Annotated in this window: 21 protein-coding genes and 2 pseudogenes; 4 read left to right on the top strand and 19 right to left on the bottom strand. The window is 68.9% G+C overall.

The features are described 5' to 3' along the window. Positions 1–226 precede the first annotated feature (226 nt). The 3 genes from rdgB to MSPGM_RS02010 form a co-directional block, all read right to left on the bottom strand. A complete protein-coding gene (rdgB, locus tag MSPGM_RS02020) occupies positions 227–862 on the bottom strand; it encodes an RdgB/HAM1 family non-canonical purine NTP pyrophosphatase (protein ID WP_003604866.1) in 636 nt (211 codons plus the stop codon). Next, positions 859–1,572, bottom strand: coding sequence for a ribonuclease PH (gene rph, locus MSPGM_RS02015; RefSeq protein ID WP_003604865.1), 714 nt, complete (start codon positions 1,570–1,572; stop codon positions 859–861). Before rph ends, rdgB begins: the two co-directional genes overlap by 4 nt. A gap of 164 nt (positions 1,573–1,736) precedes the next feature. Then, positions 1,737–2,000 carry a hypothetical protein gene (locus MSPGM_RS02010; protein WP_012752063.1) on the bottom strand — a complete coding sequence of 88 codons (264 nt, stop codon included), beginning with the start codon at positions 1,998–2,000 and terminating at the stop codon, positions 1,737–1,739. Positions 2,001–2,277: 277 nt separating this feature from the next. On the opposite strand from MSPGM_RS02010, the gene hrcA reads away from it, so the two are divergent. Then, positions 2,278–3,369, top strand: coding sequence for a heat-inducible transcriptional repressor HrcA (gene hrcA / locus MSPGM_RS02005; RefSeq protein WP_012252194.1), 1,092 nt, complete (start codon positions 2,278–2,280; stop codon positions 3,367–3,369). A gap of 229 nt (positions 3,370–3,598) precedes the next feature. Beyond that, entirely contained in the window at positions 3,599–3,988 is a 390-nt protein-coding gene (locus MSPGM_RS02000; RefSeq protein WP_003604862.1) for an EamA family transporter, read from the top strand. A gap of 144 nt (positions 3,989–4,132) precedes the next feature. On the opposite strand, the gene MSPGM_RS01995 is transcribed toward MSPGM_RS02000, so the two are convergent. From MSPGM_RS01995 to MSPGM_RS01980, 4 genes and pseudogenes are all read right to left on the bottom strand, one after another. After that, positions 4,133–7,228: an efflux RND transporter permease subunit gene (locus tag MSPGM_RS01995; protein WP_003604861.1), complete on the bottom strand. Its 3,096-nt coding sequence runs from the start codon at positions 7,226–7,228 to the stop codon at positions 4,133–4,135. 48 nt (positions 7,229–7,276) lie between these two features. After that, positions 7,277–8,518: an efflux RND transporter periplasmic adaptor subunit gene (locus MSPGM_RS01990; RefSeq protein WP_012752062.1), complete on the bottom strand. Its 1,242-nt coding sequence runs from the start codon at positions 8,516–8,518 to the stop codon at positions 7,277–7,279. Between the two features lie 109 nt (positions 8,519–8,627). Beyond that, a pseudogene (locus MSPGM_RS25460) lies at positions 8,628–9,032 on the bottom strand (TetR/AcrR family transcriptional regulator); the annotation flags it as partial. A 113-nt stretch (positions 9,033–9,145) separates the two neighbouring features. Beyond that, on the bottom strand, positions 9,146–9,460 hold the full coding sequence (locus MSPGM_RS01980; RefSeq protein WP_003605060.1) for a hypothetical protein: 315 nt from the start codon (positions 9,458–9,460) through the stop codon (positions 9,146–9,148). A 319-nt stretch (positions 9,461–9,779) separates the two neighbouring features. Between MSPGM_RS01980 and MSPGM_RS01975 the strand changes: the two genes are divergently transcribed. Continuing rightward, positions 9,780–10,373 carry a YgjV family protein gene (locus tag MSPGM_RS01975; protein WP_003605058.1) on the top strand — a complete coding sequence of 198 codons (594 nt, stop codon included), beginning with the start codon at positions 9,780–9,782 and terminating at the stop codon, positions 10,371–10,373. A 38-nt stretch (positions 10,374–10,411) separates the two neighbouring features. Here the strand turns inward: MSPGM_RS01975 and MSPGM_RS01970 are convergent, their stop codons facing one another. The 12 genes and pseudogenes from MSPGM_RS01970 to MSPGM_RS01915 form a co-directional block, all read right to left on the bottom strand. Continuing rightward, a complete protein-coding gene (locus MSPGM_RS01970) occupies positions 10,412–11,029 on the bottom strand; it encodes a hypothetical protein (protein ID WP_003605056.1) in 618 nt (205 codons plus the stop codon). 44 nt (positions 11,030–11,073) lie between these two features. Beyond that, complete coding sequence (locus tag MSPGM_RS01965; RefSeq protein ID WP_003605055.1) at positions 11,074–11,313, bottom strand: hypothetical protein; 240 nt, start codon at positions 11,311–11,313, stop codon at positions 11,074–11,076. A 95-nt stretch (positions 11,314–11,408) separates the two neighbouring features. Then, entirely contained in the window at positions 11,409–12,446 is a 1,038-nt protein-coding gene (locus MSPGM_RS01960; RefSeq protein WP_003605053.1) for a formate dehydrogenase subunit gamma, read from the bottom strand. Between the two features lie 68 nt (positions 12,447–12,514). Beyond that, positions 12,515–13,111 (bottom strand): formate dehydrogenase FDH3 subunit beta, encoded by a 597-nt coding sequence (gene fdh3B, locus MSPGM_RS01955; protein WP_003605051.1) that lies wholly within the window; start codon positions 13,109–13,111, stop codon positions 12,515–12,517. A 17-nt stretch (positions 13,112–13,128) separates the two neighbouring features. Continuing rightward, positions 13,129–16,071, bottom strand: coding sequence for a formate dehydrogenase subunit alpha (locus tag MSPGM_RS01950; RefSeq protein ID WP_012752061.1), 2,943 nt, complete (start codon positions 16,069–16,071; stop codon positions 13,129–13,131). A gap of 7 nt (positions 16,072–16,078) precedes the next feature. Further along, positions 16,079–16,324, bottom strand: coding sequence for a formate dehydrogenase (locus MSPGM_RS01945; RefSeq protein ID WP_003601742.1), 246 nt, complete (start codon positions 16,322–16,324; stop codon positions 16,079–16,081). A 76-nt stretch (positions 16,325–16,400) separates the two neighbouring features. Continuing rightward, positions 16,401–17,035: pseudogene (locus MSPGM_RS01940) on the bottom strand (molecular chaperone). An 87-nt stretch (positions 17,036–17,122) separates the two neighbouring features. Further along, positions 17,123–17,833 carry a DUF3306 domain-containing protein gene (locus MSPGM_RS01935; protein WP_261926140.1) on the bottom strand — a complete coding sequence of 237 codons (711 nt, stop codon included), beginning with the start codon at positions 17,831–17,833 and terminating at the stop codon, positions 17,123–17,125. After that, the gene (locus MSPGM_RS01930; RefSeq protein WP_003601746.1) at positions 17,830–18,348 is read right to left on the bottom strand and encodes a DUF3305 domain-containing protein; all 519 of its coding nucleotides are present in this window, start codon (positions 18,346–18,348) and stop codon (positions 17,830–17,832) included. The genes MSPGM_RS01935 and MSPGM_RS01930 overlap by 4 nt, the downstream gene beginning before the upstream one ends. A gap of 8 nt (positions 18,349–18,356) precedes the next feature. Then, positions 18,357–19,367 carry a DUF6352 family protein gene (locus MSPGM_RS01925; protein ID WP_003601748.1) on the bottom strand — a complete coding sequence of 337 codons (1,011 nt, stop codon included), beginning with the start codon at positions 19,365–19,367 and terminating at the stop codon, positions 18,357–18,359. Then, complete coding sequence (locus MSPGM_RS01920) at positions 19,364–19,930, bottom strand: DUF6505 family protein (protein ID WP_003601749.1); 567 nt, start codon at positions 19,928–19,930, stop codon at positions 19,364–19,366. Before MSPGM_RS01920 ends, MSPGM_RS01925 begins: the two co-directional genes overlap by 4 nt. Further along, positions 19,927–20,685, bottom strand: a complete 759-nt coding sequence (locus tag MSPGM_RS01915) for a biotin/lipoate--protein ligase family protein (protein WP_003601751.1) — start codon at positions 20,683–20,685, stop codon at positions 19,927–19,929. Before MSPGM_RS01915 ends, MSPGM_RS01920 begins: the two co-directional genes overlap by 4 nt. A gap of 182 nt (positions 20,686–20,867) precedes the next feature. Between MSPGM_RS01915 and MSPGM_RS01910 the strand changes: the two genes are divergently transcribed. Then, positions 20,868–22,865 (top strand): 4Fe-4S binding protein, encoded by a 1,998-nt coding sequence (locus MSPGM_RS01910; RefSeq protein WP_003601753.1) that lies wholly within the window; start codon positions 20,868–20,870, stop codon positions 22,863–22,865. Positions 22,866–22,953: the final 88 nt, after the last annotated feature.

Below are 22,953 nucleotides of genomic sequence, written 5' to 3'. Positions count from 1 at the left end.
TCTGATCCGCGCGCCTCTCGGGACTCCCATCCACCGTCCTCATCCTGAGGTGCCCGCGTCAGCGGGCCTCGAAGGATCTTCCAGGGGCCGCGCGGAAACTGGAGGATCCTTCCAGGCCGCTTCGCGGCACCTCAGGATGAGGGTGCGATTGGGATCGAAGGGGTACGGCCGGTGCGCTTTTCGTCGTGTTAGCTTGATGTAAGCACGCCCAACGCCGAGCGAAAGCTCAGCCCGGCCGACGCAAGCACGCCTGCGCAAGTTGCACGAAGGCCCGCGCCCGGTGCGAGAGCGCGTTGCCGCTCTGCCAATCGACGCCGTGCTTCTCCTCCGAGGAGATCTCGCCGAAGGTGCGGTCCATGCCCTCGGGGCGGAACATCGGATCGTAGCCGAAGCCGAGACTACCGCGCGGCGCCACCAGATCACCGAAGACGCGGCCCTCAAACAGCTCGGTATGGCCATCGGGCCATGCCAGAACCAGGGCCGAGACGAAGTGGGCGCGCCGGTCCGTGGCGCCGCGCGTGTCGAGTTCGGCGGCGATCCGGGCCATCGCGCCGGAAAAGTCCTTGTCCGGGCCGGCCCAGCGGGCGGAAAACAAGCCCGGCGCGCCGTCGAGCGCATCGACGCAGAGGCCGGAATCGTCGGCGAAGGCTGGCAGGCCGGAGGCCTTCGCGGCGGCGTGCGCCTTGATCGCCGCGTTCTCCGAGAACATCGTGCCGGTCTCGTCGGGCTCGGGCAGGCCGAGTTCGCCGGCCGAGACCGCCTCGACCCCGAACGGGGCCAGCAGCTCGCGCATCTCCACGAGCTTGCCGGCATTGTGGGTCGCAATGACGACCTTGCCCGAGAGGATGCGATGCGCGCTCACGCGATGGCCTTGCGCTGCAGCTCGACGAGCCCCGCCACGCCGCCCTTGGCGAGCCGCAGCAATTCGAGGAACTGTTCGTCGGTGAACGGCTCCATCTCGGCGGTGCCCTGCACCTCGACGATGCCACCCTTGCCGGTGACGACGAAGTTCGCGTCCGTCTCGGCCGCCGAATCCTCGGCGTAGTCGAGGTCGAGCACCGGCTGGCCCTTGTAAATGCCGCAGGAGACCGCAGCGACATGGTCCTTCAGGGGATCGACCGAGATGATCGAGCGGGCCCGCATCCAGGCGAAGCAATCGTGCAGGGCTACCCACGCTCCGGTGATCGAGGCGGTGCGGGTGCCCCCATCGGCCTGAATCACGTCGCAATCGACGGTGATCTGGCGCTCGCCCAGGGCCGGCAGGTTGGTGACGGCTCGCAGGGAGCGGCCGATCAGCCGCTGAATCTCCTGCGTGCGGCCCGAGGGCTTGCCGGAATTGACCTCGCGGCGGGTGCGCTCGTGGGTGGCGCGGGGCAGCATCGCGTATTCGGCGGTGACCCAGCCCTTGCCGGAGCCGCGCAGCCACGGCGGGCCGCGCTCCTCCAGCGAGGCGGTGCAGAGCACGCGGGTGTTGCCGAAGGTGACGAGGCAGGAGCCTTCCGCGTAGCGGGCGACCGCCCGCTCCAGCGTAACGTCGCGCATCGCGTCCGCCGCGCGCTTCGAGGGCCGCATGCTTGGTAAGCTCCCGTGTCGAAAATCGAAGCCCGGGCTCTTAGGCGCTGCCAGCCCCCGCGGCAACCGCCGCAAGGTCTGCGGTTTTCAGCGGAAGACCCGCCTCCGGCACGAAAAAGGCCGCCGTCTCGCGACGGCGGCCCTTCAGATAACCTGCTAGCCGATCACCAGCGACGGTGGTTCCAGTGACGGCGGTGATGGTGATGGCGCGGGCCGCCGAAGCGGTGATGGCGGTGCCAATGGCCACGGTGACGCATGTGGCGGCGGTAGTGACGGCGGTCGCCGCGGTACTGCGCCTGCTCGATCATGTCACCGACCGGCGCGGTCGCCTCGGTTTGGATCGGGAGCGGGGCAGCCTGCGCAGCGCGGGGCGCCGAAGCGAGGCTCAAGCCGGTGACCGCGATCGCCAGGGCGGCGACCTTGACCATGGTCTTTCGTGCGCCAGTCAGCACTATCGGAGGCTCCATCTTTACTCGAGTTACGGGGCGGCGGATCGCGGCTCGAAACGCTGCCCTGCTCATCAAACGACTCGGGGCCGCAGAATGATCCCTAGGATTCCTCGGCTGAAGCCCGCAGGGTGTCGTTCGCCGGGTCGGCGCGGTCCGGACATCGTCCGTAACGTCGCCGCACGACAGGATTGATCGGCGGCGCCCAAGCGCTCACAATCGTTTGTCAGGATCCTGCATTCGTCAGGTGCTCATCTCCTTGATCGAGGCCGTTCAGCCCATCGTGAATCCGCAACCCCAGGCGCTCGCCGCCCTCAACGAGCGCTCCCGAGAGATCTTCCGGCAGATCGTTGAGAGCTACGTCACCACCGGCGAGCCGGTGGGGTCGCGCAATCTCGCGCGCATCCTGCCGATGAGCCTGTCCCCGGCCTCGATCCGCAACGTGATGGCGGATCTCGAGCATTCCGGGCTGATCTTCGCGCCCCACACCTCGTCCGGGCGCCTGCCGACGGAGCTGGGTCTGCGCTTCTTCGTCGATGCGATGATGGAGATCGGCGATGTCGATCTCGCCGAGAAGGCGCGCATCGAGGCGCAGATGCAGGCGGCAGCCTCGCGCCACACCTTCGATTCGGCCCTGGCCGAGGCGTCCTCGCTGCTCTCGGGCATTTCCCGCGGGGCGGGCGTGGTGCTGACCACTAAGGTCGATGCCGGGCTCAAGCATGTCGAGTTCGTGCGGCTCGATCCCGAGCGCGCGCTCGTGGTGCTGGTCTCGATCGACGGCACGGTGGAGAACCGCCTCGTTGATTTGCCGCCGGGCCTGCCGGCGGGGGCGCTGCAGGAGGCCTCGAACTTCCTCAACGCCCGCCTGCGCGGCCGCACCCTCGATACCCTGCGCGCCGATATCGAGAACGGCCGCAAGGAGATGAAGCGGGAACTCGACGCCCTGACCGAGCGGCTAGTCGATGCCGGGCTCGCCACCACGGTCGGCCCGTCAGAGGCGCGCCAGCTCATCGTGCGGGGGCAGGCCAACCTTCTGGACGACCTGCGCGCGGCCGAAGACTTGGAGCGCATCCGCCTGCTGTTCAACGACCTCGAAACGCAGAAGGACGTGATCGAGCTGCTGGCGCGGGCCGAGCAGGGCGACGGCGTGCGCATCTTCATCGGCTCGGAAAACAAGCTGTTCTCGCTCTCCGGCTCCTCGATGATCGCTGCCCCCTTCCGCGACAGCGCGCAGAAGATCGTCGGTGTCGTCGGCGTCATCGGCCCGACGCGGCTCAACTATTCCCGCATTGTGCCAATGGTGGACTACACTGCCCGCGTGGTCTCGGGCTTGCTCGACCGGTCACGGTAGGGCGTCGCTTCGGCCGGTCCGGAGTATTGCGCTCGAGCGCATTCCGACGAAGTGGTCACCGGTTCGTCGAAAGAATGCGCGTCACAACAAGGACCGAGAGACGCCGGCCTGATGCCATCAGGCCGGATACGGCTTGTGTCTCGGCGCAGGGGTGATTCGACAGCAGGAAGCGGGATGCGCGGCCTCCATGGGGCCGTAGGCACGGGGTCGGACTTGCCGGAGCCCCCTCGTGCCAACCGTCGTCAACCGCACCATGTCGCCGTTCGAATGGGCGATGCTGCTCGGATTGTCCGTGCTCTGGGGCGGATCCTTCTTCTTCGCGGGTGTGGCCCTGTCCGCGCTGCCGCCTCTGACGCTCGTCGTGCTGCGTATCGGATTGGCTGCGCTGATCCTCAATGCCGCCCTGCCGCTGGCCGGTATTTGTCTTCCCCACGGCCGAGAGGTCTGGGTTGCCTTTTTCGGGATGGGGCTCCTCAACAACGTCGTGCCCTTCTGTCTCATCGTCTGGGCGCAGACGCAGATAGCCTCGGGGCTCGCGGCCATCGACGGACGGGTTCTCAGGCGCGTGAGGAGACGGCGCATCGAAGAGCCCAGATTCTATCAGGGCCGGGATATCTGAGCGGGCGGAGACGAACCCGAGGCGCTCCATCGCCGGTGGCGGGGCATCCGGCGGGATGCGCGAAACGACATCGCAGCGCGCCCGTCTGCCCGCCTGGCCTATATTCCGCACCGGCCCGTCGCACGGGCCGATGCGGGGAGGGGGTCAGCCGTGATGGGCGGCCGGGGCGGGTGCGTCCTCTGTTTCGTCGCGCGGGCCGACGAAGCGGCCGAGCCCACGGCCGATCAAGCCGCCGAGGCTGTCCATCAGCAGGAACACCGCGGGGACGAAGACCAGCGAAAGCAGGGTCGAGACGATGAGTCCGGCGATCACCGCGACCGCCATCGGCGCGCGGAACTCGCCGCCGATGCCGAGCGCCATCGCTGAAGGGACCATGCCGGCGGCCATGGCGATGGTGGTCATCACGATCGGCCGCGCGCGCTTTCGGCCGGCATCGACGATGGCGGTGACCCGATCGACGCCGCGGGCCATCTCCTCGACGGCGAAATCCACGAGCATGATCGCGTTCTTCGTCACCAGCCCCATCAGCATCAGCAGGCCGATGACCACCGGCATCGAGATCGGCATGTGGCAGATCAGGAGCCCGAGGATCGCCCCGCCGATGGAGAGCGGCAGCGAGAACAGGATGGTGAGCGGCTGCAGGAACGAGCCGAACAGCAGCACCAGCACCGCGTAGACCATCATGATGCCGGCACCCATGGCCATGAGGAAGCCGGAGAAAACCTCCTGCATGATCTCGGCGTCGCCGGTCTGGCGGATCGTCACGCCCGGCGGCAGGCTTTTCGCCGTCGGCGTGGCCAGCGCCTGCTCGATCAGCGAACCGAGCGCGTCCGAGCCCTCCATGTTGGCCTCGACCGCCACGCGCACCGCGCGGTCGTAGCGCTCGATCGCGCCGGGGCCCTGGTCGAGTTCGATGTCGGCCACGGCGGCGAGCGGGACTGCCGTGCCGTTCTTGGCCGGCACCTTCAGGTTTTCGAGCCGCGCGATCGCGCCGCGGGCGCTCTCGGGAAGCTGCACCCGGATCGGCACTTGGCGGTCCGCCGCGTTGAACTTGGCGAGGTTGATGCCGATGTCGCCGATGGTGCCGACCCGCACCGTTTCCGCGATCACGTCGGTCGCGACCCCGAGATCTGCCGCGGCGCCGGGCTTCGGGCGGATGCGCACCTCGGTGCGGTTGAGCGGCGCCGTAGACATCACCGAGACGAGGTGCGGGATCACCGCCATGTCGCGCTGGAGCCGCGCGGCGACCTCCGTCACCACATCGACGTCGGGGCCGCTGACGACGAGGGCGAGGTCGCGCTGGCCGCTGTCGCGCAGGGTCCACGAGCGGATGTCGGGCTCCTGCGCCAGAAGCCCGGCGATCTCGGACTCGATGGTCCATTGGCGCTTCACGCGCTCGCTCTTCGGGCTCAGGTTCACGATCAGCGTGGCGAGCCGCGTCTCTTTCTTGCCGCCGGCCTGACGACCGCCATCGACGAAGACCGAAGTGACCTCGGGCAGGGCGCGGATGCGCTCGACCACGCGGTCGGCCACCGCGATGGTGTCGGGGAGCCGGGCGCCCGGCGCCAGCTCGATCATGAACAGGGTGCGGGCGTTGTCCTGCTTCGGGATGAAGCCCGAGGGGAGAAGTTTGGTCGAGACGATCGAGCCGGCAAACAGTGCGAGCCCGACCATCAGGGTGATCCACTTGTGGCGCACCGACCAGCCGACGAGGCGGGTATAGGCGCGCATCACCGGGCCTTCGCGCTCCTCGGCATGGCCGTGATCGCGCAGGAAGTAGGCGGCGAGCAGCGGCGTGATCAGGCGCGCCACCAGCAGCGACATGAACACCGAGACGGCGATGGTCAGGCCGAACTGGATGAAGTAGCGCCCGGCGATGCCGCCCATGAACGAGACGGGGGCGAAGACCGCGATCAGGGTCGCGGTGATGGCGATGACGGCGAGCCCGATCTCGTCAGCGCCCTCGATCGAGGCGCGGTAGGGCGATTTGCCCATCCGCATGTGGCGCACGACGTTCTCGATCTCGACGATGGCGTCGTCCACGAGGATGCCGGTGACCAGCGTGATCGCGAGCAGGCTGATGCCGTTCAGGGTGAAGCCCAGCGCGTCCATCGCCCAGAAGGTCGGGAGGACCGAGAGCGGCAGGGCGACGGCGGCGATCAGCGTGGCGCGCCAGTCGCGCAGGAACAGGAACACCACGATGACGGCGAGCGCCGCGCCCTCCATCAGGGTGTGCATCGCCGAGGCGTAGCTGCCCCGCGTCGCCGCGACCGACGAATCGATCTCTTGGAACTGGATGTCGGGGTAGCCCTGGGCGAACTCCGCGATCTTCTTCTCGACGCCCGCCGCAACCTCGGCGTCGCTCGCGCCCGAGCCACGGGAGACCGAGAAGGCGACGACCGATTCGCCGTTGAAGCGGGCGAAAGTGCGCGGCTCCTCGATCGAATCCTCGACCGTGGCGAGGTCGTCGAGGCGGACCTTGCGCCCGCCGGGCAGGACGATGGAGGTCGCCTTCAGGTCGCGGATCGTGCGCGAGGCGGCCAATGTCCGGATCGACTGCTCGCGTCCGCCGACCTCGCCGCGCCCGCCGGCCAAGTCGGCGGAGGTGACGCGGACCTGCTTGTTCACGTCCGCCGCGGTGATCCCGAGCGCCAGCAGCCGGTCGGGCAGCGGTGTGATGCGGATCTCACGGGCGACGCCGCCGACACGCTCGACGCCACCGACGCCCTTCACGCCCTGCAGCGTGCGGGCGACCTTGTCCTCGACGAACCACGACAGGTCGGCCGGCGTCATCGCGGGTGATGTCACGCCGTAGATCAGGATCGGCAGGCCGGTGATCTCGACGCGCTGGATCACTGGCTCATCGATGGTGCGGGGCAGGTTGATGCGGATTTTCGACACCGCATCCTTCACATCGTTGACGGCGCGGTCGGTGTTCACCTCCAGCCGAAACTCGACGGTGGTGACGGAGGCCCCTTCCGTGATCGCCGAGGTGATGTGCTTGACGCCGCGCACGCCCGCGATCGAATCCTCGACCCATTTCGTGACTTGGGTCTGCAACTCGGACGGGGCGGCGCCGCCCTGCGTGATCGTCACCGAGACGATCGGCACGTCCACGTTCGGCATGCGGGTGACCGCGAGCCCCCGGAAGCTGACGAGGCCGAGCACCACCAGCACGAGGAACAGGACGAGGGGCGCGATCGGATTGCGGATCGCCCAGGCGGAGATGTTCAGGCGCATCGGGGCAAACCGTCAGAAGGAATGTCGAGGGGCCGAGGCGGAGCCGCCTCAGCGCGAGCCGGCGTCGGCGGTGGCCTGCGGCGAGGGGGCGGCCGAGACGGCGGCCGGTGTCTGCCCCTGCCGCGCGAGCGGAACCGGGCGGACGCGGTCGCCGTCGCGCAGGAAGCTGCCGGCGCGGGCCACGACCCGCTCGCCTTCCGCGAGGCCGGAGCGGATCTCGATGTCGTCGTCGTCGGACAGGCCGGTGCGGACCTCGCGGGACTCGACCTTGTCCTCCGCGACGACGAGCACGGAGCTTCGTTTTCCGCCGCCGTAGAGGACGGAGGCCTGGGGCACCGTGACGCCGCGGGTGCGGGCGAGTTCGACGGCGCCGCGGGCGAAGGTGCCGATGCGCAGGCGCGGATCGGGATCGAGGCGGACGCGGACCTTGCCGAGCCGGCTCGCCTTGTCGACCTCCGGGTAGACCGCGCGGACGCTGCCCGTGACGCGCTCGTCCTCGCCGATCTCGATGAAGGCGGGAGCGCCCTCGCGCAGCAGCGGCAGCTTGGTCTCGATGACTTCCGCTTCCAGCTCGATCTCACCGCGGGCGATCAGCCGGAACAGCGGCTCGGCCGAGGCGGACGTTGCCATGCCGACCCGCGCCGTGCGGCGGCTGACGATACCGGCTTCCGGCGCGCGGATCTCGGTGCGGGCGAGGCGCAGTTCGAGTTCGTCGCGCACGGCCTTGGCCTGCGCCAGCTCGGCCTTGGCCATCGCCAACCCATTGCGGGCGAAGGCGAGCTTACCCTCCGCCTGCCGCAAGGCGGCGGTGCGGTTTTCCATGACGGCCGCCGTGGTGATGCCGGTCTGGATCAGTTGCTTGGCGCGATCATGGGCCAGCCGCGCTTCGAGTTCGGCGGCCTCCGCCTGTTCGATGTTGCTCTGCGCCTGGAGCACGGCGGCGCTCACTTTGTCGATCAGCGCGTTCTGCTGGCTGAGCTGACGGTCGATCAGGTCGCGGTTGAGGCGGGCCAGCACCTGCCCCTTCTCGACGCGCATGCCCTCCTCGGTCAGAAGCTCGACGAGACGGTAGCCGTCGATCTCGGGCGTCACGAGGATCTCGTCGCGCGGCACCAGGGTACCGGTCACGACCACGCTCTCGACGATCTCGCGCCGCTCGGCCTCGACCACGCTGACGGTGGCCGCCGGGGCGGTCTTCGCCGGGGGCGGGGCGGTCTCGGCCCATGCGGGACCGAAGCTCAGGGCAGTGAGCACCAGGGCCGGAACGGCCAGGGTCCGGGCGCGGATCATCGGCCGGCTTCCTTGTCGGCAGGGGGAGGGCCAGCGCGCCCGAAAGACCCGCCTTGATCAGCGACTGGAGCTGAGCGACGGCGGGACGGGCGTCGTAGCCGGGACTGAGCGCCCGGCTGACGATCATGCCCTTCATCAGTGGCGCGATTGCGTCGAACAGGGCGGCGGGATCGCAATCCGGCGAGGTCTTGAGTGCGTCGAACATCTCGGTCAGCCAGACCCGGCCTTCCTCGTCGCCGCGCTCGACAAGGTCGGCGATGGCGGGGTTGCGGGTGGCTTCCACCCACAGATCAAGACGCAGCACCGCGGCCTCGCGGCTGATTTCGAGAAAGAACCGGGCGAGCACGCCCATCAGCACGGCACGCTTGTCGCCGGCTCGCTCCATCGCCTCGACGAGGACGGCACCGCGTTCGCGGTCGCGCTCGGCCAGACCGAGGACGACGGCCTCCTTGGAATCGAAGTAGCGGTAGATGTTGCCCGGGCTCATCGAAGCCTCGCGGGCGAGATCCTGCATCGTGGTGCGGTGGAAGCCGTTGCGGACGAAGCAGGATTCGGCCGCGTCGAGGATATGCTCGCGCCGGGCCGCCTGTCCGCTCCGGGCGTCGATGACGGCGCCGGCCGCTGCACTCATGATGTGGTTCCTACGGTGTCCGTGGCGGCGGTGCGGCCCGGCTCGCTGAGGAGCTGCACGGCGGCGCAGGAGCGCGGCTGAAGGTCGAGATCGGCGCAGAGGCGCGCCTGCCAGCCATCCGGACCGGCGCCGGTCCAGCCGAGCAGCGCGAACCAGCCGAACGCCACGACGGCGCAAACCAGCAGGTTCGCGGGCGTGCAGACCGCCCTTAACAGCCGCACCGGGCTGAAGCCCTCCTGCGCGGTGGCGAGATTGGCACCGAGCCCGACGGAGTGAGGGAAGGACGCCCGATCACTGACAATCATGCTCATGGCCCAACTCCAACGCTGCCTTGAGCTTGATAGTGAACGTTCATTCTCATGTCAATGAACGTTCATTCTCACTGTCGGGGCGATCGTGCTTCGCTCACCAAGTGAGGCGCCAGCGCCACGCCGAGGGACCGTTATCGTCGCGTTAACGAACCGGTTACCACGCAGGAATAGCGCAGCAGGCAAGACCGCTGCGGCTCTTGGCGCGGTCGGCACTGCTTTCGCGACGGACCGCAAGGATCGCGAAGGAAGAGCGAAGAACGATCTTCAGTAAATCGCCCGTCACAAGCCAATCACGAACACGTCGTTCGAGACCCTCATCATGTCACCCGCAGATCTCGCTCCCCTCGCGTGGAATGCCGCGCGTGAACACCTCGACCTGTTTGGAGGCCTGGGGCTCTGCCTGGGCTTTGCCGGCGGAATGATGCCGCGGCGAAGTTTGATCCTCTTCACCTCGGCGGCCTGCTCGGCCTGCTTCGCGCTGCACTTCCTGCGGCTCGGCGCGCAGACCGGCACGGCGATGTGCCTCGTCTCGGTGATGCAGAGCGTGGTGGCGGCCCGCTGGATCGGTCCTGAGTCCCGCGCGGCCTGGGTCGCCCCGTTGTTCCTGGCAAGCAGCCTCGTCGCGCTGGGTCTCACCCTCGCGACCTGGAACGGATGGCCCTCGGCCTGCGCCGGGCTCGGGTCGCTGCTGGCGACGACGGCACGGCTTCAGGGAAATTCCCAGGCGATGCGCCGCTTCTTCCTCGGCGCGTCGTCGTGCTGGGCGCTTCACAACATGCTGGTCGGATCGGTCTTCGGCCTGACCTGCGATCTGCTCACGCTCACGGCGCTGGTGATCGCACTGGTGCGCGGCGGTGCGGAGAAGCCGACACCCGTCCCCAACCCGGTGGCACCGCTGCAGGGCGCGGCCTGACCGGACGGAGGAGCCTGACGGCTCCTCCGCTGCCTTTTTTACTGCTGGAAGAACTTCAGATCCAACGCCGCAAGCGCGAGCAGGGGCGGCGGCATGACGATTCCGGCCACCCGCATGGAGCGAGCGGCCTCGCGGCAGGCGGCGAGGTCGTTGGCGCCGGCCGCCGCCTCGATCTTCTCGATGGTCGCCGGGTCGGGCTTCGGCGCCGGAGCGGGCGGGGCCGGGGGCGGCGGGTTCTTGGCCAGGGCATTCGCCTTGGCGTTCGGGTTGTCCGCCGGGTTGCCGGTTGCGGCCTCAGGCTTGGGATTGTTGGTGGCGGCGCCGGGCGCGGGTCCGTTGCCGGTCTCGCTGACGGCGCCGCTGAGGCCTGACGTCTTCTGGGGCTCGCCGCCATCCGCCGGCTTGCCGCCCTCGGTCTTGCCGGACGGGTTCGAGACGGCGGTGGCCTGTTGCGGCGGCGTCGCCGCGGCCTTGTTGGCCGGCTCCGGCTGCTTCACGAATGCCACCAGTTCCTGGCAGAGATTGGCCGGCTTACCGGAAGTCTGCAGCGTCGCCGGCGCGCTCGGGCTCGCATCCTGAGCCAGGGCGGTGCCGGCGAGAAGTGCACAGGCCGCAAGGCCGCCGGCTAGGTGCCGGATGATCGGCGAAGGCTTCATCGGGCTCACTCCCTCGTCTTCGTTTTCAGGTTTCTTGAATTCGTTCAGGAGCGCTTCGGGTGCGACGCTTCACCCTCGGCCTTGCCGTGGGGTTCGCCGTTGTACTCGTCCGGCTTCGGATCGCCGTTCCAGCGGGGACCGACGAGGTTGGTGCCGGGCTCCGACACCCGCGCCCCGGAGGTCGCGAAGGCCTGATAGGCGAACTTCTGATTGCTCGTGAGCGCGAACATCGCCAGCACCCCGAGGGCGATGGCGGCGATCACGGCGGCGAGGAAGGCTTTCATGGTCTTGTCTTCCCTGGAGGCCTGGTGCCTTGGTCAGCGCAGGTGGTCTTGCCCTTGGCTGGAGACCGGCCTGCGCCGCCGGTCTCCCGCTCTCATCACTCCGCGGGGGCGGGATGGCCCTTGAGCTGCGGGCCGCTGGCAGTGCGCGCCTGCTCCTGCTCGACCCAGAGGTCGTGGTGCGCGCGCGCCCAGGCGAGATCGACCTTGCCGCTGCCCATGGCGTCGTAGGCGCCCTCCATGCCCAGCGTGCCGATGTAGATGTGGGCGAGGATGCCGGCGATGAAGATGATGCCGATCACCGAGTGGATCACCTGCATCACCTGCATCCCGTTGATGTCGGTGAGCGCGAACGGGAACAGCATCATCAGGCCGGTAATACCCATGGCCGCGCCGAATCCGGCGACCATCCAGAACACGCCCTTCTGGCCGGCATTGAAGCGGGCGGCATGGGGATGACCCTTGCCGATGAAGCCGCCGCCGGCCTTGATCCAGGCCCAGTCGACCTTGTTCGGGATGTTGTCTCGGATCCAAAGGACGAACATGAAGGCCACGCCGAGCATGAACGGCCATGCGAGGTAGACGTGGCTGTACTTCGCCCATTGCGCGATCGCGCCGAACGCCTCCGGGCCGATCAGCGGCATCAGCAGCCGCTTGCCGAAGATGTAGTTCAGGCCCGACAGCGACAGGATGATGAAGCACACCGCCGTCATCCAGTGCGTGAAGCGCTCGAAGGCGTTGAAGCGCAGGATCTTCTTTCCCGATTCCTGGCTGTGCTCCATCATGATCCGGCCGCGGAACAGGAAGAACGCGCCGAGCGCGGCGAGCATGCCGAGGATGGTCAGCGCGCCGATCCACGGCAGCCAGCGCTCGCGGAAGTTCTGATACTCGCGGCCCTGCGGCTGGATCAGGTTGGCCGACTTGCCGTCGGGGATCGAGACGCGGCCGCGGATCTTGGATTCCTGCTTGAACAGGAATTCCTCGTTGACCGAATCCGCGGTGGGCCGGGCGCCCATCGGGTTCTGGCCGTCGGCCTGGATCGGGTTCTGCGCCTGCGCCGGGCTGAGGGCGCCGGGCACCGCGAAAAGCATCACCGCCAGGAGGAGGGTGCTGAGGAAGGTCGTTGCCCGCCGCATCGGCGTTCCTTTCGAAGTCTCGTCACAGCTCGCGGGCGCGGGCCGCAAAGCCCGCGCTCGACACCGGATCAGATTGCGACGGTCTCGCGGTAGGCCGTCTTCCAGCCCCAGGCGCCCGAGCCGTAGCCGCGCTTGATCACCCGCTGCTTGTAGATCTCGGCGATCATCTCGCCGTCGCCCGCGAGCAGCGCCTTGGTCGAGCACATCTCGGCGCAGAGCGGCAGCTTGCCTTCCGCGAGACGGTTCGAGCCGTACTTCTCGTACTCGGCGGTCGAGAAGTCGGGCTCGGGGCCGCCCGAGCAGTAGGTGCACTTGTCCATCTTGCCGCGCGAACCGAAGTTCCCGACCCGCGGATACTGCGGCGCGCCGAAGGGGCAGGCGTAGAAGCAGTAGCCGCAGCCGATGCAGATGTCCTTGGAGTGCAGCACCACGGCATCGGCCGTGGTGTAGAAGCAGTTCACGGGGCACACCGCCGCGCAGGGCGCGTCGGTGCAGTGCATGCAGGCCATCGAGACCGAGCGCTCGCCGGGCTTGCCGTCATTGAGGGTGACGACGCGGCGGCGATTGATGCCCCAGGGCACCTCGTGCTCGTTCTTGCAGGCCGTGACGCAGGCGTTGCACTCAATGCAGCGATCCGCGTCGCAGAGGAACTTCATCCGGGCCATGGTTCGGGGTGCTCCTCTTACGCCGCTGCGATCTGGCACAGGGTGCACTTCGTTTCCTGCATGCCCGTCACAGGATCGAAGCCGTAGGTCGTCACAGTGTTCACGCTCTCGCCGAGCACCACCGGGTCGGTGCCCTTCGGGTAGAAGTCGCGCATGTCCTTGCCCTGGTACCAACCGGAGAAGTGGAAGGGCATGAACGCCACGCCCTTGCCGACGCGGTCGGTCACCAGCGCCTTGACTTTGGTCTTGGCGCCGTTCTCAGGGCCGCTCACCCAGACCCATTGACCGTCCTTGATGCCGCGCGCGGCCGCATCGCCGGTGTTGATCTCGACGAACATGTCCTGCTGCAGCTCGGCGAGCCATGGGTTCGAACGGGTCTCCTCGCCGCCGCCCTCGTATTCCACGAGGCGACCGGAGGTTAGGATGATCGGGAAGTCCTTGGCGACGCCGCGATCGACCACCGACTTCTGCACCGAGAAGCCGATATTCGGCATGCGTAATTGCCGCTCGTCGGGCCGGGTCGGGTACTTCGCCACGAGTTCGGGACGGGGCGAGTAGACCGGCTCGCGGTGCACAGGCACCGGGTCGGGCAGGTTCCAGGCATTGGCCCGGGCCTTGCCATTGCCGAAGGGCGAGACGCCGTGATCGAGACAGACCCGCTGGATACCGCCCGAGAGGTCGGTCGCCCAGCTCACGGTGTCGGGCTTCTCACCGCCGATCTTGAGGATCGTGGCGAGTTCGTCCGGCGTGAGGTCCTTGTCCCAGCCCAGCTTCTTGAACACCCCGAAGGTGAATTCGGGGTAGCCGTCGGTCAGGTCCGAACCCTTCGAGAAGGAGTTCTCGGCAAGCAGGGTCTGGCCGTTGCGTTCGGTGCCGAACCGCGCGCGGAAGCCGCCGCCTCCGTCCTTCACGTGGAGGCTGGTGTTGTACAGGATGGCCGAGCCCGGATGGCGCAGCTCCGGCTTGCCCCAGCACGGCCAGGGCAGGCCGTAATAGTCGCCGCCGACCTCCGGATCGTCCTTCGGCGCGCGCAACGTCACAAGGTCGAACTTGTGCTGGTTGCGCATATGCGCCTTCAGCCGCTCCGGCGACTGGCCGCAATAGCCCGTGGACCAGCCGCCGCGGTTGATCTCCCGCAGGATGTCTTCCGCTTCAGGGGCGCCGTCGACGATCTTGATGTTCTTGCAGAGCTTGTCGGCAAAACCGAGCTTCTGCGCGAGGCGGTAGAGGACTTCGTAGTCGCTCTTCGACTCGAAGGCCGGCTTCACGATCTGCTCGCCCCACTGGATCGAGCGGTTCGAGGCCGTGCGCGAGCCGTCCATCTCCAGCGAGGTGCAGATCGGCAGGAGGTAGGTGTTGTCCTGCCGGGCATCGAGCGCCGCGAAGGTGGTCGGGTGCGGGTCGGCGACGACCAGCAGCTCGAGCTTGTTCATGCCGTCGATGGCTTCGGGCATGCGGGTCACGGTGTTGCCGCCGTGGCCGAACACCATGAACGCCTTGATCGGGCTGCGCTGGTCGATCTGCTCCGGCGGCAGGTTCACGGCATCGAACCACCGGGTCGAGGTGATGCCGGGCGCCTCCATGTTTTCCTTGCGGGTGCGCGCCTTGCGGCCGCCCTTCGCCGGAACCTCATCGAAGCGCGATTGCAGCCATTCGTACTCCACGTCCCAGACGCGGGCCCAATGGCGCCAGCCGCCCTCGACGAGGCCGTAATAGAGCGGCAGCGACGTTACATCGAGGCCGAGATCGGTCGCGCCCTGCACGTTGGTGTGGCCGCGGAAGATGTTGGCGCCCGTGCCCGGTTTGCCGACATTGCCGGTGGCCAGGCACAGGATGCACAGCGCGCGCACGTTGGCGGTGCCGACCGTGTGCTGGGTCGCGCCCATGCACCAGATCAGCGTCGCCGGCTTCTCCTTGGCGAACTTCTCCGCCACGCGCTTGAGCTGCTCGCCCGGCACGCCGGAGACGCGCTCGACCTCGTCGGGCGTCCACTTGGCGACTTCCTTGCGCACGTCGTCCATCGCGTAGACGCGCTGGGCGATGAACTCCTTGTCCTCCCAGCCATTCTGGAAGATGTGCCAGAGGATGCCCCAGACCACCGGAATGTCGGTGCCGGAGCGGATGCGCACGTATTCGGTGGCGTGCGCCGCGGTGCGGGTGAAGCGCGGATCAATGACGATCATGTTCGCGCGGTTGATCTCCTTGCCGGACAGCACGTGCTGCATGGAGATCGGGTGCGCCTCGGCGGGGTTGCCGCCGAGAATGATCATCGTCTTGGCGTTGCGGATGTCATTGTAGGAGTTCGTCTGGGCGCCGTAGCCCCAGGTGTTGGCCACGCCCGCCACCGTCGTCGAGTGGCAGATGCGCGCCTGATGGTCGATCGAGTTCGTGCCCCACAGGGCCGCGAACTTGCGCATGAGGTAGGAGGCCTCGTTGGTGAACTTGGCCGAACCCAGCCAGTAGACCGAGTCGGCGCCGTTCTTCTCGCGGATCTGGACCAGCTTGTCGCCGATCTCCTCGTAGGCCTGATCCCACGAGATCCGCTTCCACTGCCCGCCTTCGAGCTTCATCGGGTACTTGAGGCGGCGGTCGGACGAGACGAGCTCGCGGATCGCCGCGCCCTTGGCGCAGTGCGTGCCGCGGTTGATCGGGCTCGCATAGGACGGCTCCTGGCCGACCCAAACGCCGTTCACAACTTCGGCCGTCACCGTGCAGCCCACCGAGCAGTGGGTGCAGACGTTCTTCTTGATGACCGTGTCCGGCCCGACGGCGGAGGAGCCGGCGGCCTGCGCCTTGCGCACCGAGCCGAGCTGAATCGTGCCGGCCGCGGCGAGCGCGCCGGCGGTCAGCCCGGACTTGCGGAGGAAGGCGCGGCGGTCGAGCACCCCCGCGGCGAGGCCGGCGGCGACGGCCTGGTGCTTGGTGCGAGCAGCGTCGCCGCTCTTGCGCTTGATCAGCATGGCAGCCTCACTTCGGACCGGTGGAAGCCGGATCAGTGTTCTTCTTCAGCGTCTCGTAGCCGTTGGTCCGGTAGAACGCCTTCACGTGGTCGCTCTCCCGGTAACGGGCCTTGGTCTCGTCGTTGCCCGGATCGTAGGCCTGGGCCTCGGTCGCCCCCATCGGCGAGGCGACGGCGGCCGCAGCGGCCACCGTGCTGCCGCCGAGCGCCCGAAAGAACTGGCGACGACCGAGCGTCTTCGGATCCTGTCGCATCACCCTCGTCTCCTCCGGCGGCTGCCTGCTCTGGGGCAACGCGCCTCGATTTCATTTGTCACGACGGAGCAGCCCTTCAGCCTTCCATGGCGAAAGCTTCCGCCTCGATCTCGATAAAGGCGCGGCCGAGCCCCCGACCGCGCGGTAGAACCGGCCCGCCTTCGCCTTTTCCAAGTCCGCGAAGAAACGGTCCGCCCAGGGTTCGATGTGCCGGGCGAAGAAGTGCGCCTGCATGCCGGGCTCCGCCTCGAACCGCCCCGCCGCGAGCCCGGCCATCACCTCCAGAAGGATCGCGAGATGATCCTCCGGCTCGCTCATCGACTCGTCCCGCTCGATGCCGAGCGCAGCGAAGTCCTCGCGCACGCGGGCGAGCGGACGCTCGTTAAGGAAGCCGGTGAGGTAGTAGGAGGCGTAAGGCAGAAGCTCGCCGCGACCGACGCCGATGAACAGCGCGAAGAACTCGCGCTCGACGGACTCCGTATCGGTCTCGGCGGCCGCACGGCGCAGGGCCGCGACCTGTCGGCCCAGAACCCCGTCGCCCTCCTTCACGGCGGCGAGCGCCGCGAGCAGCGACGAACCCGGTGCCCGGCCGAGCAGCGCGGCCAAGAGATCGTATTGCTGCGCGCGCAGGAGGTCGATCTCGTCCGGAACGCCGACGACTCCAGACACCTCATCTCCCGGAAGTGCCATCACCGACGCGACCGAACTCATCGTTTCCCTCGGGCCCGCCTGGAGGACCGCTTGTTTGGATCGATAATAAAAAGCGTTTGGCTTTGCCGCAATCGAAATGCGCGTGAATTACGAGGGCATCGCCCCACCATGGCGCCGCAGGCGAGGCCGGGGGAGGGTGGATTGTACGACCTCAGGGGACTCGACGGCGGCAACCGCGACCGGAGCGTGCAGATCCGACATCGGAAGCGGAACGCCGTCGGTTTCAGGGGCGGTCTCGGGTTCCAGGGGCGCTGCGTCGGCGATCTGCGGAGCTTCCTCCGACGCCGCCGTGGGAGCGTCCTGCGGCTCGGTATCCGGTTCCTCCTCCGCCGGGAGGGGGACACCGTCGATGATCCGCTTCAGCATCGCCTTCACGTCGTCGGTCGGCAGGAGCGGGCCCATGCCCGGCACGCCGCCGGGCGTGTTCCAGTCATAGGCGTATTCCCGCGCCTCGCTGACGAAGTCGCGGATCGCCGGGTCGAGCGACCACATCCGCCGCAGGGCCGCGTTGCGCAGGGCCGTCGGCACGCCGGACTGGAGGAAGGCGGTGAGGTCGGTCTCCGGCGTCAGGGCGTCGAGCGAGGGAAGCCGCGCCAGAAGATCGTCGGTCCCCGCCTCCGGTTCGTCGCCGGTCAGGGCGACAGGCTGCGGCGCAGGTGATCCCTCGCCGGTATGCGCCTCCGCATCGAGGGCGGCCTTCGCCTCGACCTCATCCGTGACGGCGGGCGTAACGGTCCGCTCGGTGGCGCGCACGGCCTCCTTGCGGCGGGCCCATCGGGAGAGGAAGCTGCCGCTCATTCCGGCTTCCCCTGCGTGCCGGGCGCGCGGCGCGCCAGGGCCTCGGGATCGGCGCGGTCGCGCTTCCGCTTCTCGAACTTGCGTTCGATGTGGAAGGCCTCGAAGAAGGCGAGCAGCTTGGCCTGCACTTCGGGCGGCATCGGCACCGCCTCGACGATCTCGCCGATGCCCTCGGCCATCGATTCGCCCTCGTAGGGATCGGCGGTCACGCTCGCCACCGTGTAGGTGTCCTCCGACGTGGCGTGCAGCGTGACCCAGAGCGAAGGACGGCCGGAGATGAGGTTGTCGCGGTAATGCGCCGTCTCGCCGATGTGCAGCGTGACCTCGTGGGCACCCGCGTAGAAGGTCGCCTCCTCCTCGGTCTCGGAGAGTTGGGTCCAGGGCCCGGTCTCCGGCGCTGCCGGAAGTGCCTCGATCGGCAGCCAGGCGTGGCTCGCCCACGGCCCTTTCAGGCGGCGGCGCGCCACGATGATGCCGACTTCGAAGCGGTCTTCCGGGATCTGTTCCGGCGTCATGTCCGACCTCACGCGGCGGCCCGGTCGGAGGCCAGCGGCAATCCGACGACGAGGTTCTGTGGCTTGAGCTGCACGGTCTTGTCCGGCGACATGGCGAGCAGGAGATAGACCGGCCGCTCGCCGACCCGCGGATCGACGCGGGCCGGATCGGCGAAGGTGAGGCTGAACACCGCGATCACCCGCTCGCGGGCGGCGTCGTCCAGCGCCTCGCCGCGCCAGAGCGCGTTGCCGATCCGCGTGCCCTCCGCGTCGAGCCCGACGAACCAGCGCCAATCCGGGTCCTCCAGCCGGTCGAGGGGCTTCACCGTCACCTCCGCGTTGAGGAGGTGACGCACGAAGGCCTCGATCGCCCGCGCCAAACCGTCCCGGCTTCGGCCGCTGGTGCCGAGGTTCAGCGCCATGGTGAAGGCGTCCGACCGGCTCCAATAGGTCCAGGCGTTCTCCTCGTTGAGCACGTCGAGTTCGCTCGCCGCCTCCTTGCCGAGCATCGTGACCAGCGGCGAGAGCGGCGCGCCGCCCTCCCGCGCCTCGATCACCTCGGCATCGGCGAGCAGCACCGCACCCTCGTGCAGGCTGGCGCGCTGGGAGCGGAAGAACAACTCGGCCGCGCGCAGCACGAACGGGTCTTCGCAGCCGTCGAGCGCATTGCGCAGGATGAGATGCACGAGTTGGGTCAGGAACAGCCCTGGCACGCCCTGCAATCCGCCGCGCACGAGCGCGAGATAGGCCGCCTCGACCGAGCGGGCCGTGAGCAGCCGCTCGCGGAAGGCCAGCATCACCTCCCAGTTCTCCCGCGCATCCGCGTCCGCGATTTTTTGGAGTTCGCCGGTCGAGACCGGTCGGCGCGGATCGCTCAGAAGGCTGGCGTGTAGCGCGCGTTCGGCGGCGCAGGCCTCCTCCGGCGGCACCAGTTCGGGGCGCGCGAGATAGGCGAGGATCAGCTCGTCGGTGACGGCGAGGCCGCCCCCTTCGGTGCGCTGCGTCAGGTGATGGCCGCTCGATACCCAGAACTCGGTCATGCTCTCTCAGCCCCCGCGGAGGCGTCGCTCAAAAGTCCCACGAGGTCGGCCTGTTCGTCGGGCCCGTCCTCGTCGGTCTCGACGAAGTGGAAGGCGCGTCCGTGCATCGGGTCCGCGCCCGGTGCGCGCTGGTGCAGGGTGCGGAATTCCTCCGCGATTTCCCCATCCTGCGCGCTTCGGTGCATGGCCACGACGCTGCCGACCGGCAGATTGCACAGCGAGGCCGCGACCTCGATCTCCTCACGCGCGGCGGCGCAGGCCGCCTCGCGATCCGGTGCGCCGAAGCGCTCGTGAATGTGGCGGGCGAGATCCTCGATCGCCGCCTCGCGCTCGGCGTCACTCGCCTCGCTGACGACCACGAGGGTCGAGAAGCCGAGGGAGCGCACGCCGACGAAACCCGAGCGGAACGCTGCCCGCTCCTTACCGGCAAGCGCCGAGAGGTCGGTATCGAAGAACAGGAACGAGCCCGTCACCGCCCATTCGCCGGCCTCGGCGGCCCGCGCGAAGACGAAGGTATCGGAAGGGTCGAGCCGCAGGGTCCGCGGCAGCTTGCCCGCACTCACAGCCGCACCGTGCCGGTGGCCGGGTCGCGCCAAGAGGGGGCGGCCAGCGCCGGCCGCAGCGGAAGCGTTTCGCTGCGGCCATCGGCGTGGACGAGCCGGGCATCGCCGCTCGGGTCGATCGTCGCCCGCACCCCCGGCGGCAGCGCGAGGCGGGTGAGATAGCGGCCCGTCGAGCGCGCGGCGCCGTCCTCGTCCCAGATCTCGAACGCCTTGGTGAGATGCCGGGCGAAGCTCTCGACCAGGGGTTCGCGCAGGTCGTTCGGGAACCCCTCTTCCTCCAGGGAGGTCGAGTCGGGCGTGAGGCCGGGATCGCCGGCATCCCGCTTCGAGGCGAGCAGCATCGCCGAGAAGACGAGCCAGTCCGGCGTCTCGGTCTCGTCGCAGCCCTCGGGCCAGTGCAGCGCGCCGCCGCCGAGGCGGGCGCCGTTGAAGCTCAGCGTATCGGGCCAGTGGAACGTCACCGGGATTTCCGGCGGCCCGAACGCGCCGACCGCGTCGGCGAGCGCCTGCATCCCGATGAAGACGGCGCGCCGGGCCGTGGCCAGCGGCTCGGTCGGCGCCAGCACCACCGCGAAGGCGATGACGTCGTCGCGCTCTTCCATGAGGAGGGTGGCGGCATCCGCCTCGCCGCTCTCCGCCATCCGGCAGGCCAGCCCGGCCGCGGAGCCAGCCGCGACGAGACCGGTGAAGGCCGGCGGCAGGACGAGCGGCGCGAGGCGCAATCCCGGCGAGCCGATATCGAGGGGGAGGGTCATAGGCGGTCTCGGGCGGGGCACGGTCCTGGGAAGAGGACCTGCGCCCGCATGTCCGTTCGTCGTTTTAGAATGATACGTTTATAAGGAAGGCAGGCTTCCGCGCGAAGGCCCTCGTGCTCCCAATCGTCTCAGGTTTAATCGTGTCCGATCGTCTCGTGTTCGCCTGTTCCTGCGAGAAGACGATGCCGCTCGATGTCGCGGCCCTGGAAAAGGGCTGCGTCACCCGCGTGCGCACCGCCGACCAGCTATGCGGTCGAGAACTCGACCGTTACCGCGAGGCTCTCGCGACGGGCTCGCCCGTCACGGTCTCCTGCACGCTCCAGGCGCCGCTCTTTGAAGAGATCGCCGCCGAGATGGAGGCGGAGGAGCGCGTCACCTTCGCCAAGATCCGCGAGACCGCCGGATGGTCGTCGCAGGCCGAACGGGCCGGTCCGAAGATGGCGGCGTTGCTGGCTGCGGCCGCGGAGGCGGTCCCCGTCGCCGGCACGGTGCCGCTCGAGAGCCGCGGCGTCACCCTGATCTACGGGCGCGACGAGATCGCCATCGAGGCCGGGCGGCGCTTGGCCGAGCATCTCGACGTCACCGTGCTGCTCAGCCGGCCGGGCGAGGTCGCGCCGCTCCACCGCAACGAGTTCCCAGTGATCCGCGGCACGGTGCGCGGCGCGACCGGCCATCTCGGCGCGTTCGACCTGCGCATCGACGACTACGCCCTGCCGGCGCCGTCCTCGCGCACCCACCTCGTGTTCGGTGCGGGGCGCGACGGGGCGGTGTCGACCTGCGACCTGATCCTCGACCTCACCGGCGGCACCCCGCTCTTCCCCGCGCACGAACTGCGCAGCGGCTACCTGCGCGCCGACCCGCGCGACCCGGCAGCGGTCGAGCGCGCGGTGATGGCGGCGTCCCATCTCGTCGGCGAGTTCGACAAGACGCGCTTCATCGATTTCCGCGGCGAGCTCTGCGCCCATTCCCGCTCGCGCATCACCGGCTGCACCCGCTGCCTCGACGTCTGCCCGACCGGGGCCATCGCGCCGGCCGGCGATACGGTGGCGATCGACCCCTATGTCTGCGCCGGCTGCGGCAGTTGCGCCGCCGTCTGCCCCACGGGGGCGGCCAACTACGCCCTGCCGCCGGCCGACGCGCTGATGCGCCGCCTGCGCAGCCTGATGCGCGCCTACCGGGCAGCCGGCGGTGCGGACGCGGTGGTGCTGTTCCACGACGGCGACCATGGCGAGCCGCTGATCGACGCACTCGGCCGCTACGGCGAGGGCCTCCCGGCCCACGTCCTGCCGGTGCGGGTCAACGAGGTGACGCAGTTCGGTCCCGAGGTTCTGGCCGCGCTGTTCGCCTACGGTGCGGCCGGGGCGCGGGTGCTCGTGCGTGAGCGCCCGAAGCACGACCTCGACAGTCTGCACCGCACCGTCGCGCTGGGCCGGACGCTTGCCGACGCCCTCGGCTACGGCGCCGGCACGGAGGCGCCGACCGTCGCGCTGATCGAGACCGACGACCCCGATGCGCTCGGTGCGGCGCTCCGCTCGGACGTTCCCGGCCGGGCGACCACGGCGCCGGCCGGCTTCGTGCCCGTCGGCGGCAAGCGCGAGATGCTGCGCCTCGCCTTCCGCGAGATGCACGCTGCGGCCCCGACGCCGGTGGCCGCGGTGCCGCTGGCGGCCGGGGCGCCGTTCGGCGGGCTCCAGTTTCGCACGGAGGACTGCACGCTCTGCCTCTCCTGCGTCGGCGCCTGCCCGACCCACGCGCTGTCGGACAGCACTGACCGGCCGCTCTTGGCCTTCGAGGAGAGCCTGTGCGTGCAGTGCGGCCTGTGCGCGGCCACCTGCCCGGAGGATGTGATCAGCCTGAAGCCGCAGATCGACTTCGAGGCTTGGGGCGAGCCCCGCCGGATCGTGAAGGAGGAGGAGCCGTTCTGCTGCATTACCTGCGCCAAGCCGTTCGGCACCCGCGCCACCATCGAGCGGGTGATCGGCAAGTTGCGCGAGCGCCACTGGATGTTCTCAGGGGAGGCCGGTGAGCAGCGCATCCGCTCGCTGATGATGTGCGACGATTGTCGCGTCGAGGCGGCGCTGACCCAAGGTTTCGACCCGCACGCCGTGCCGCCGGCCAAGACGCGCACCACCGAGGACTACCTGCGCGAGCGCGAGGCCGCCGGCCGGCTGCCGGGATGAGCATAAAAAACGACCCGCCATCGCATCGAGGGCAGGTCGGATAGGGGGTCTTTTGTCGCAGGAGAACAATCGGTCAAACCCTGGAGTG

Origin of the sequence: Methylorubrum sp. GM97 (assembly GCF_024347855.1) — a bacterium.
Taxonomy (GTDB): domain Bacteria; phylum Pseudomonadota; class Alphaproteobacteria; order Rhizobiales; family Beijerinckiaceae; genus Methylobacterium; species Methylobacterium extorquens.
This window is presented reverse-complemented; position numbering and strand designations above follow the sequence as displayed.

What these genes read in the sequence shown, in the direction of transcription:
- rph (WP_003604865.1), bottom strand. Translation starts at nt 1,572, where the DNA reads ATGCGGCCCTCGAAGCGCGCGGCGGACGCGATGCGCGACGTTACGCTG.
- MSPGM_RS02010 (WP_012752063.1), bottom strand. Translation starts at nt 2,000, where the DNA reads ATGGTCAAGGTCGCCGCCCTGGCGATCGCGGTCACCGGCTTGAGCCTC.
- MSPGM_RS01995 (WP_003604861.1), bottom strand. Translation starts at nt 7,228, where the DNA reads ATGCGCCTGAACATCTCCGCCTGGGCGATCCGCAATCCGATCGCGCCC.
- MSPGM_RS01990 (WP_012752062.1), bottom strand. Translation starts at nt 8,518, where the DNA reads ATGATCCGCGCCCGGACCCTGGCCGTTCCGGCCCTGGTGCTCACTGCC.
- MSPGM_RS01980 (WP_003605060.1), bottom strand. Translation starts at nt 9,460, where the DNA reads ATGAGCATGATTGTCAGTGATCGGGCGTCCTTCCCTCACTCCGTCGGG.
- MSPGM_RS01975 (WP_003605058.1), top strand. Translation starts at nt 9,780, where the DNA reads ATGTCACCCGCAGATCTCGCTCCCCTCGCGTGGAATGCCGCGCGTGAA.
- MSPGM_RS01970 (WP_003605056.1), bottom strand. Translation starts at nt 11,029, where the DNA reads ATGAAGCCTTCGCCGATCATCCGGCACCTAGCCGGCGGCCTTGCGGCC.
- MSPGM_RS01965 (WP_003605055.1), bottom strand. Translation starts at nt 11,313, where the DNA reads ATGAAAGCCTTCCTCGCCGCCGTGATCGCCGCCATCGCCCTCGGGGTG.
- MSPGM_RS01960 (WP_003605053.1), bottom strand. Translation starts at nt 12,446, where the DNA reads ATGCGGCGGGCAACGACCTTCCTCAGCACCCTCCTCCTGGCGGTGATG.
- fdh3B (WP_003605051.1), bottom strand. Translation starts at nt 13,111, where the DNA reads ATGGCCCGGATGAAGTTCCTCTGCGACGCGGATCGCTGCATTGAGTGC.
- MSPGM_RS01950 (WP_012752061.1), bottom strand. Translation starts at nt 16,071, where the DNA reads ATGCTGATCAAGCGCAAGAGCGGCGACGCTGCTCGCACCAAGCACCAG.
- MSPGM_RS01945 (WP_003601742.1), bottom strand. Translation starts at nt 16,324, where the DNA reads ATGCGACAGGATCCGAAGACGCTCGGTCGTCGCCAGTTCTTTCGGGCG.
- MSPGM_RS01935 (WP_261926140.1), bottom strand. Translation starts at nt 17,833, where the DNA reads ATGAGCGGCAGCTTCCTCTCCCGATGGGCCCGCCGCAAGGAGGCCGTG.
- MSPGM_RS01930 (WP_003601746.1), bottom strand. Translation starts at nt 18,348, where the DNA reads ATGACGCCGGAACAGATCCCGGAAGACCGCTTCGAAGTCGGCATCATC.
- MSPGM_RS01925 (WP_003601748.1), bottom strand. Translation starts at nt 19,367, where the DNA reads ATGACCGAGTTCTGGGTATCGAGCGGCCATCACCTGACGCAGCGCACC.
- MSPGM_RS01915 (WP_003601751.1), bottom strand. Translation starts at nt 20,685, where the DNA reads ATGACCCTCCCCCTCGATATCGGCTCGCCGGGATTGCGCCTCGCGCCG.
- MSPGM_RS01910 (WP_003601753.1), top strand. Translation starts at nt 20,868, where the DNA reads ATGCCGCTCGATGTCGCGGCCCTGGAAAAGGGCTGCGTCACCCGCGTG.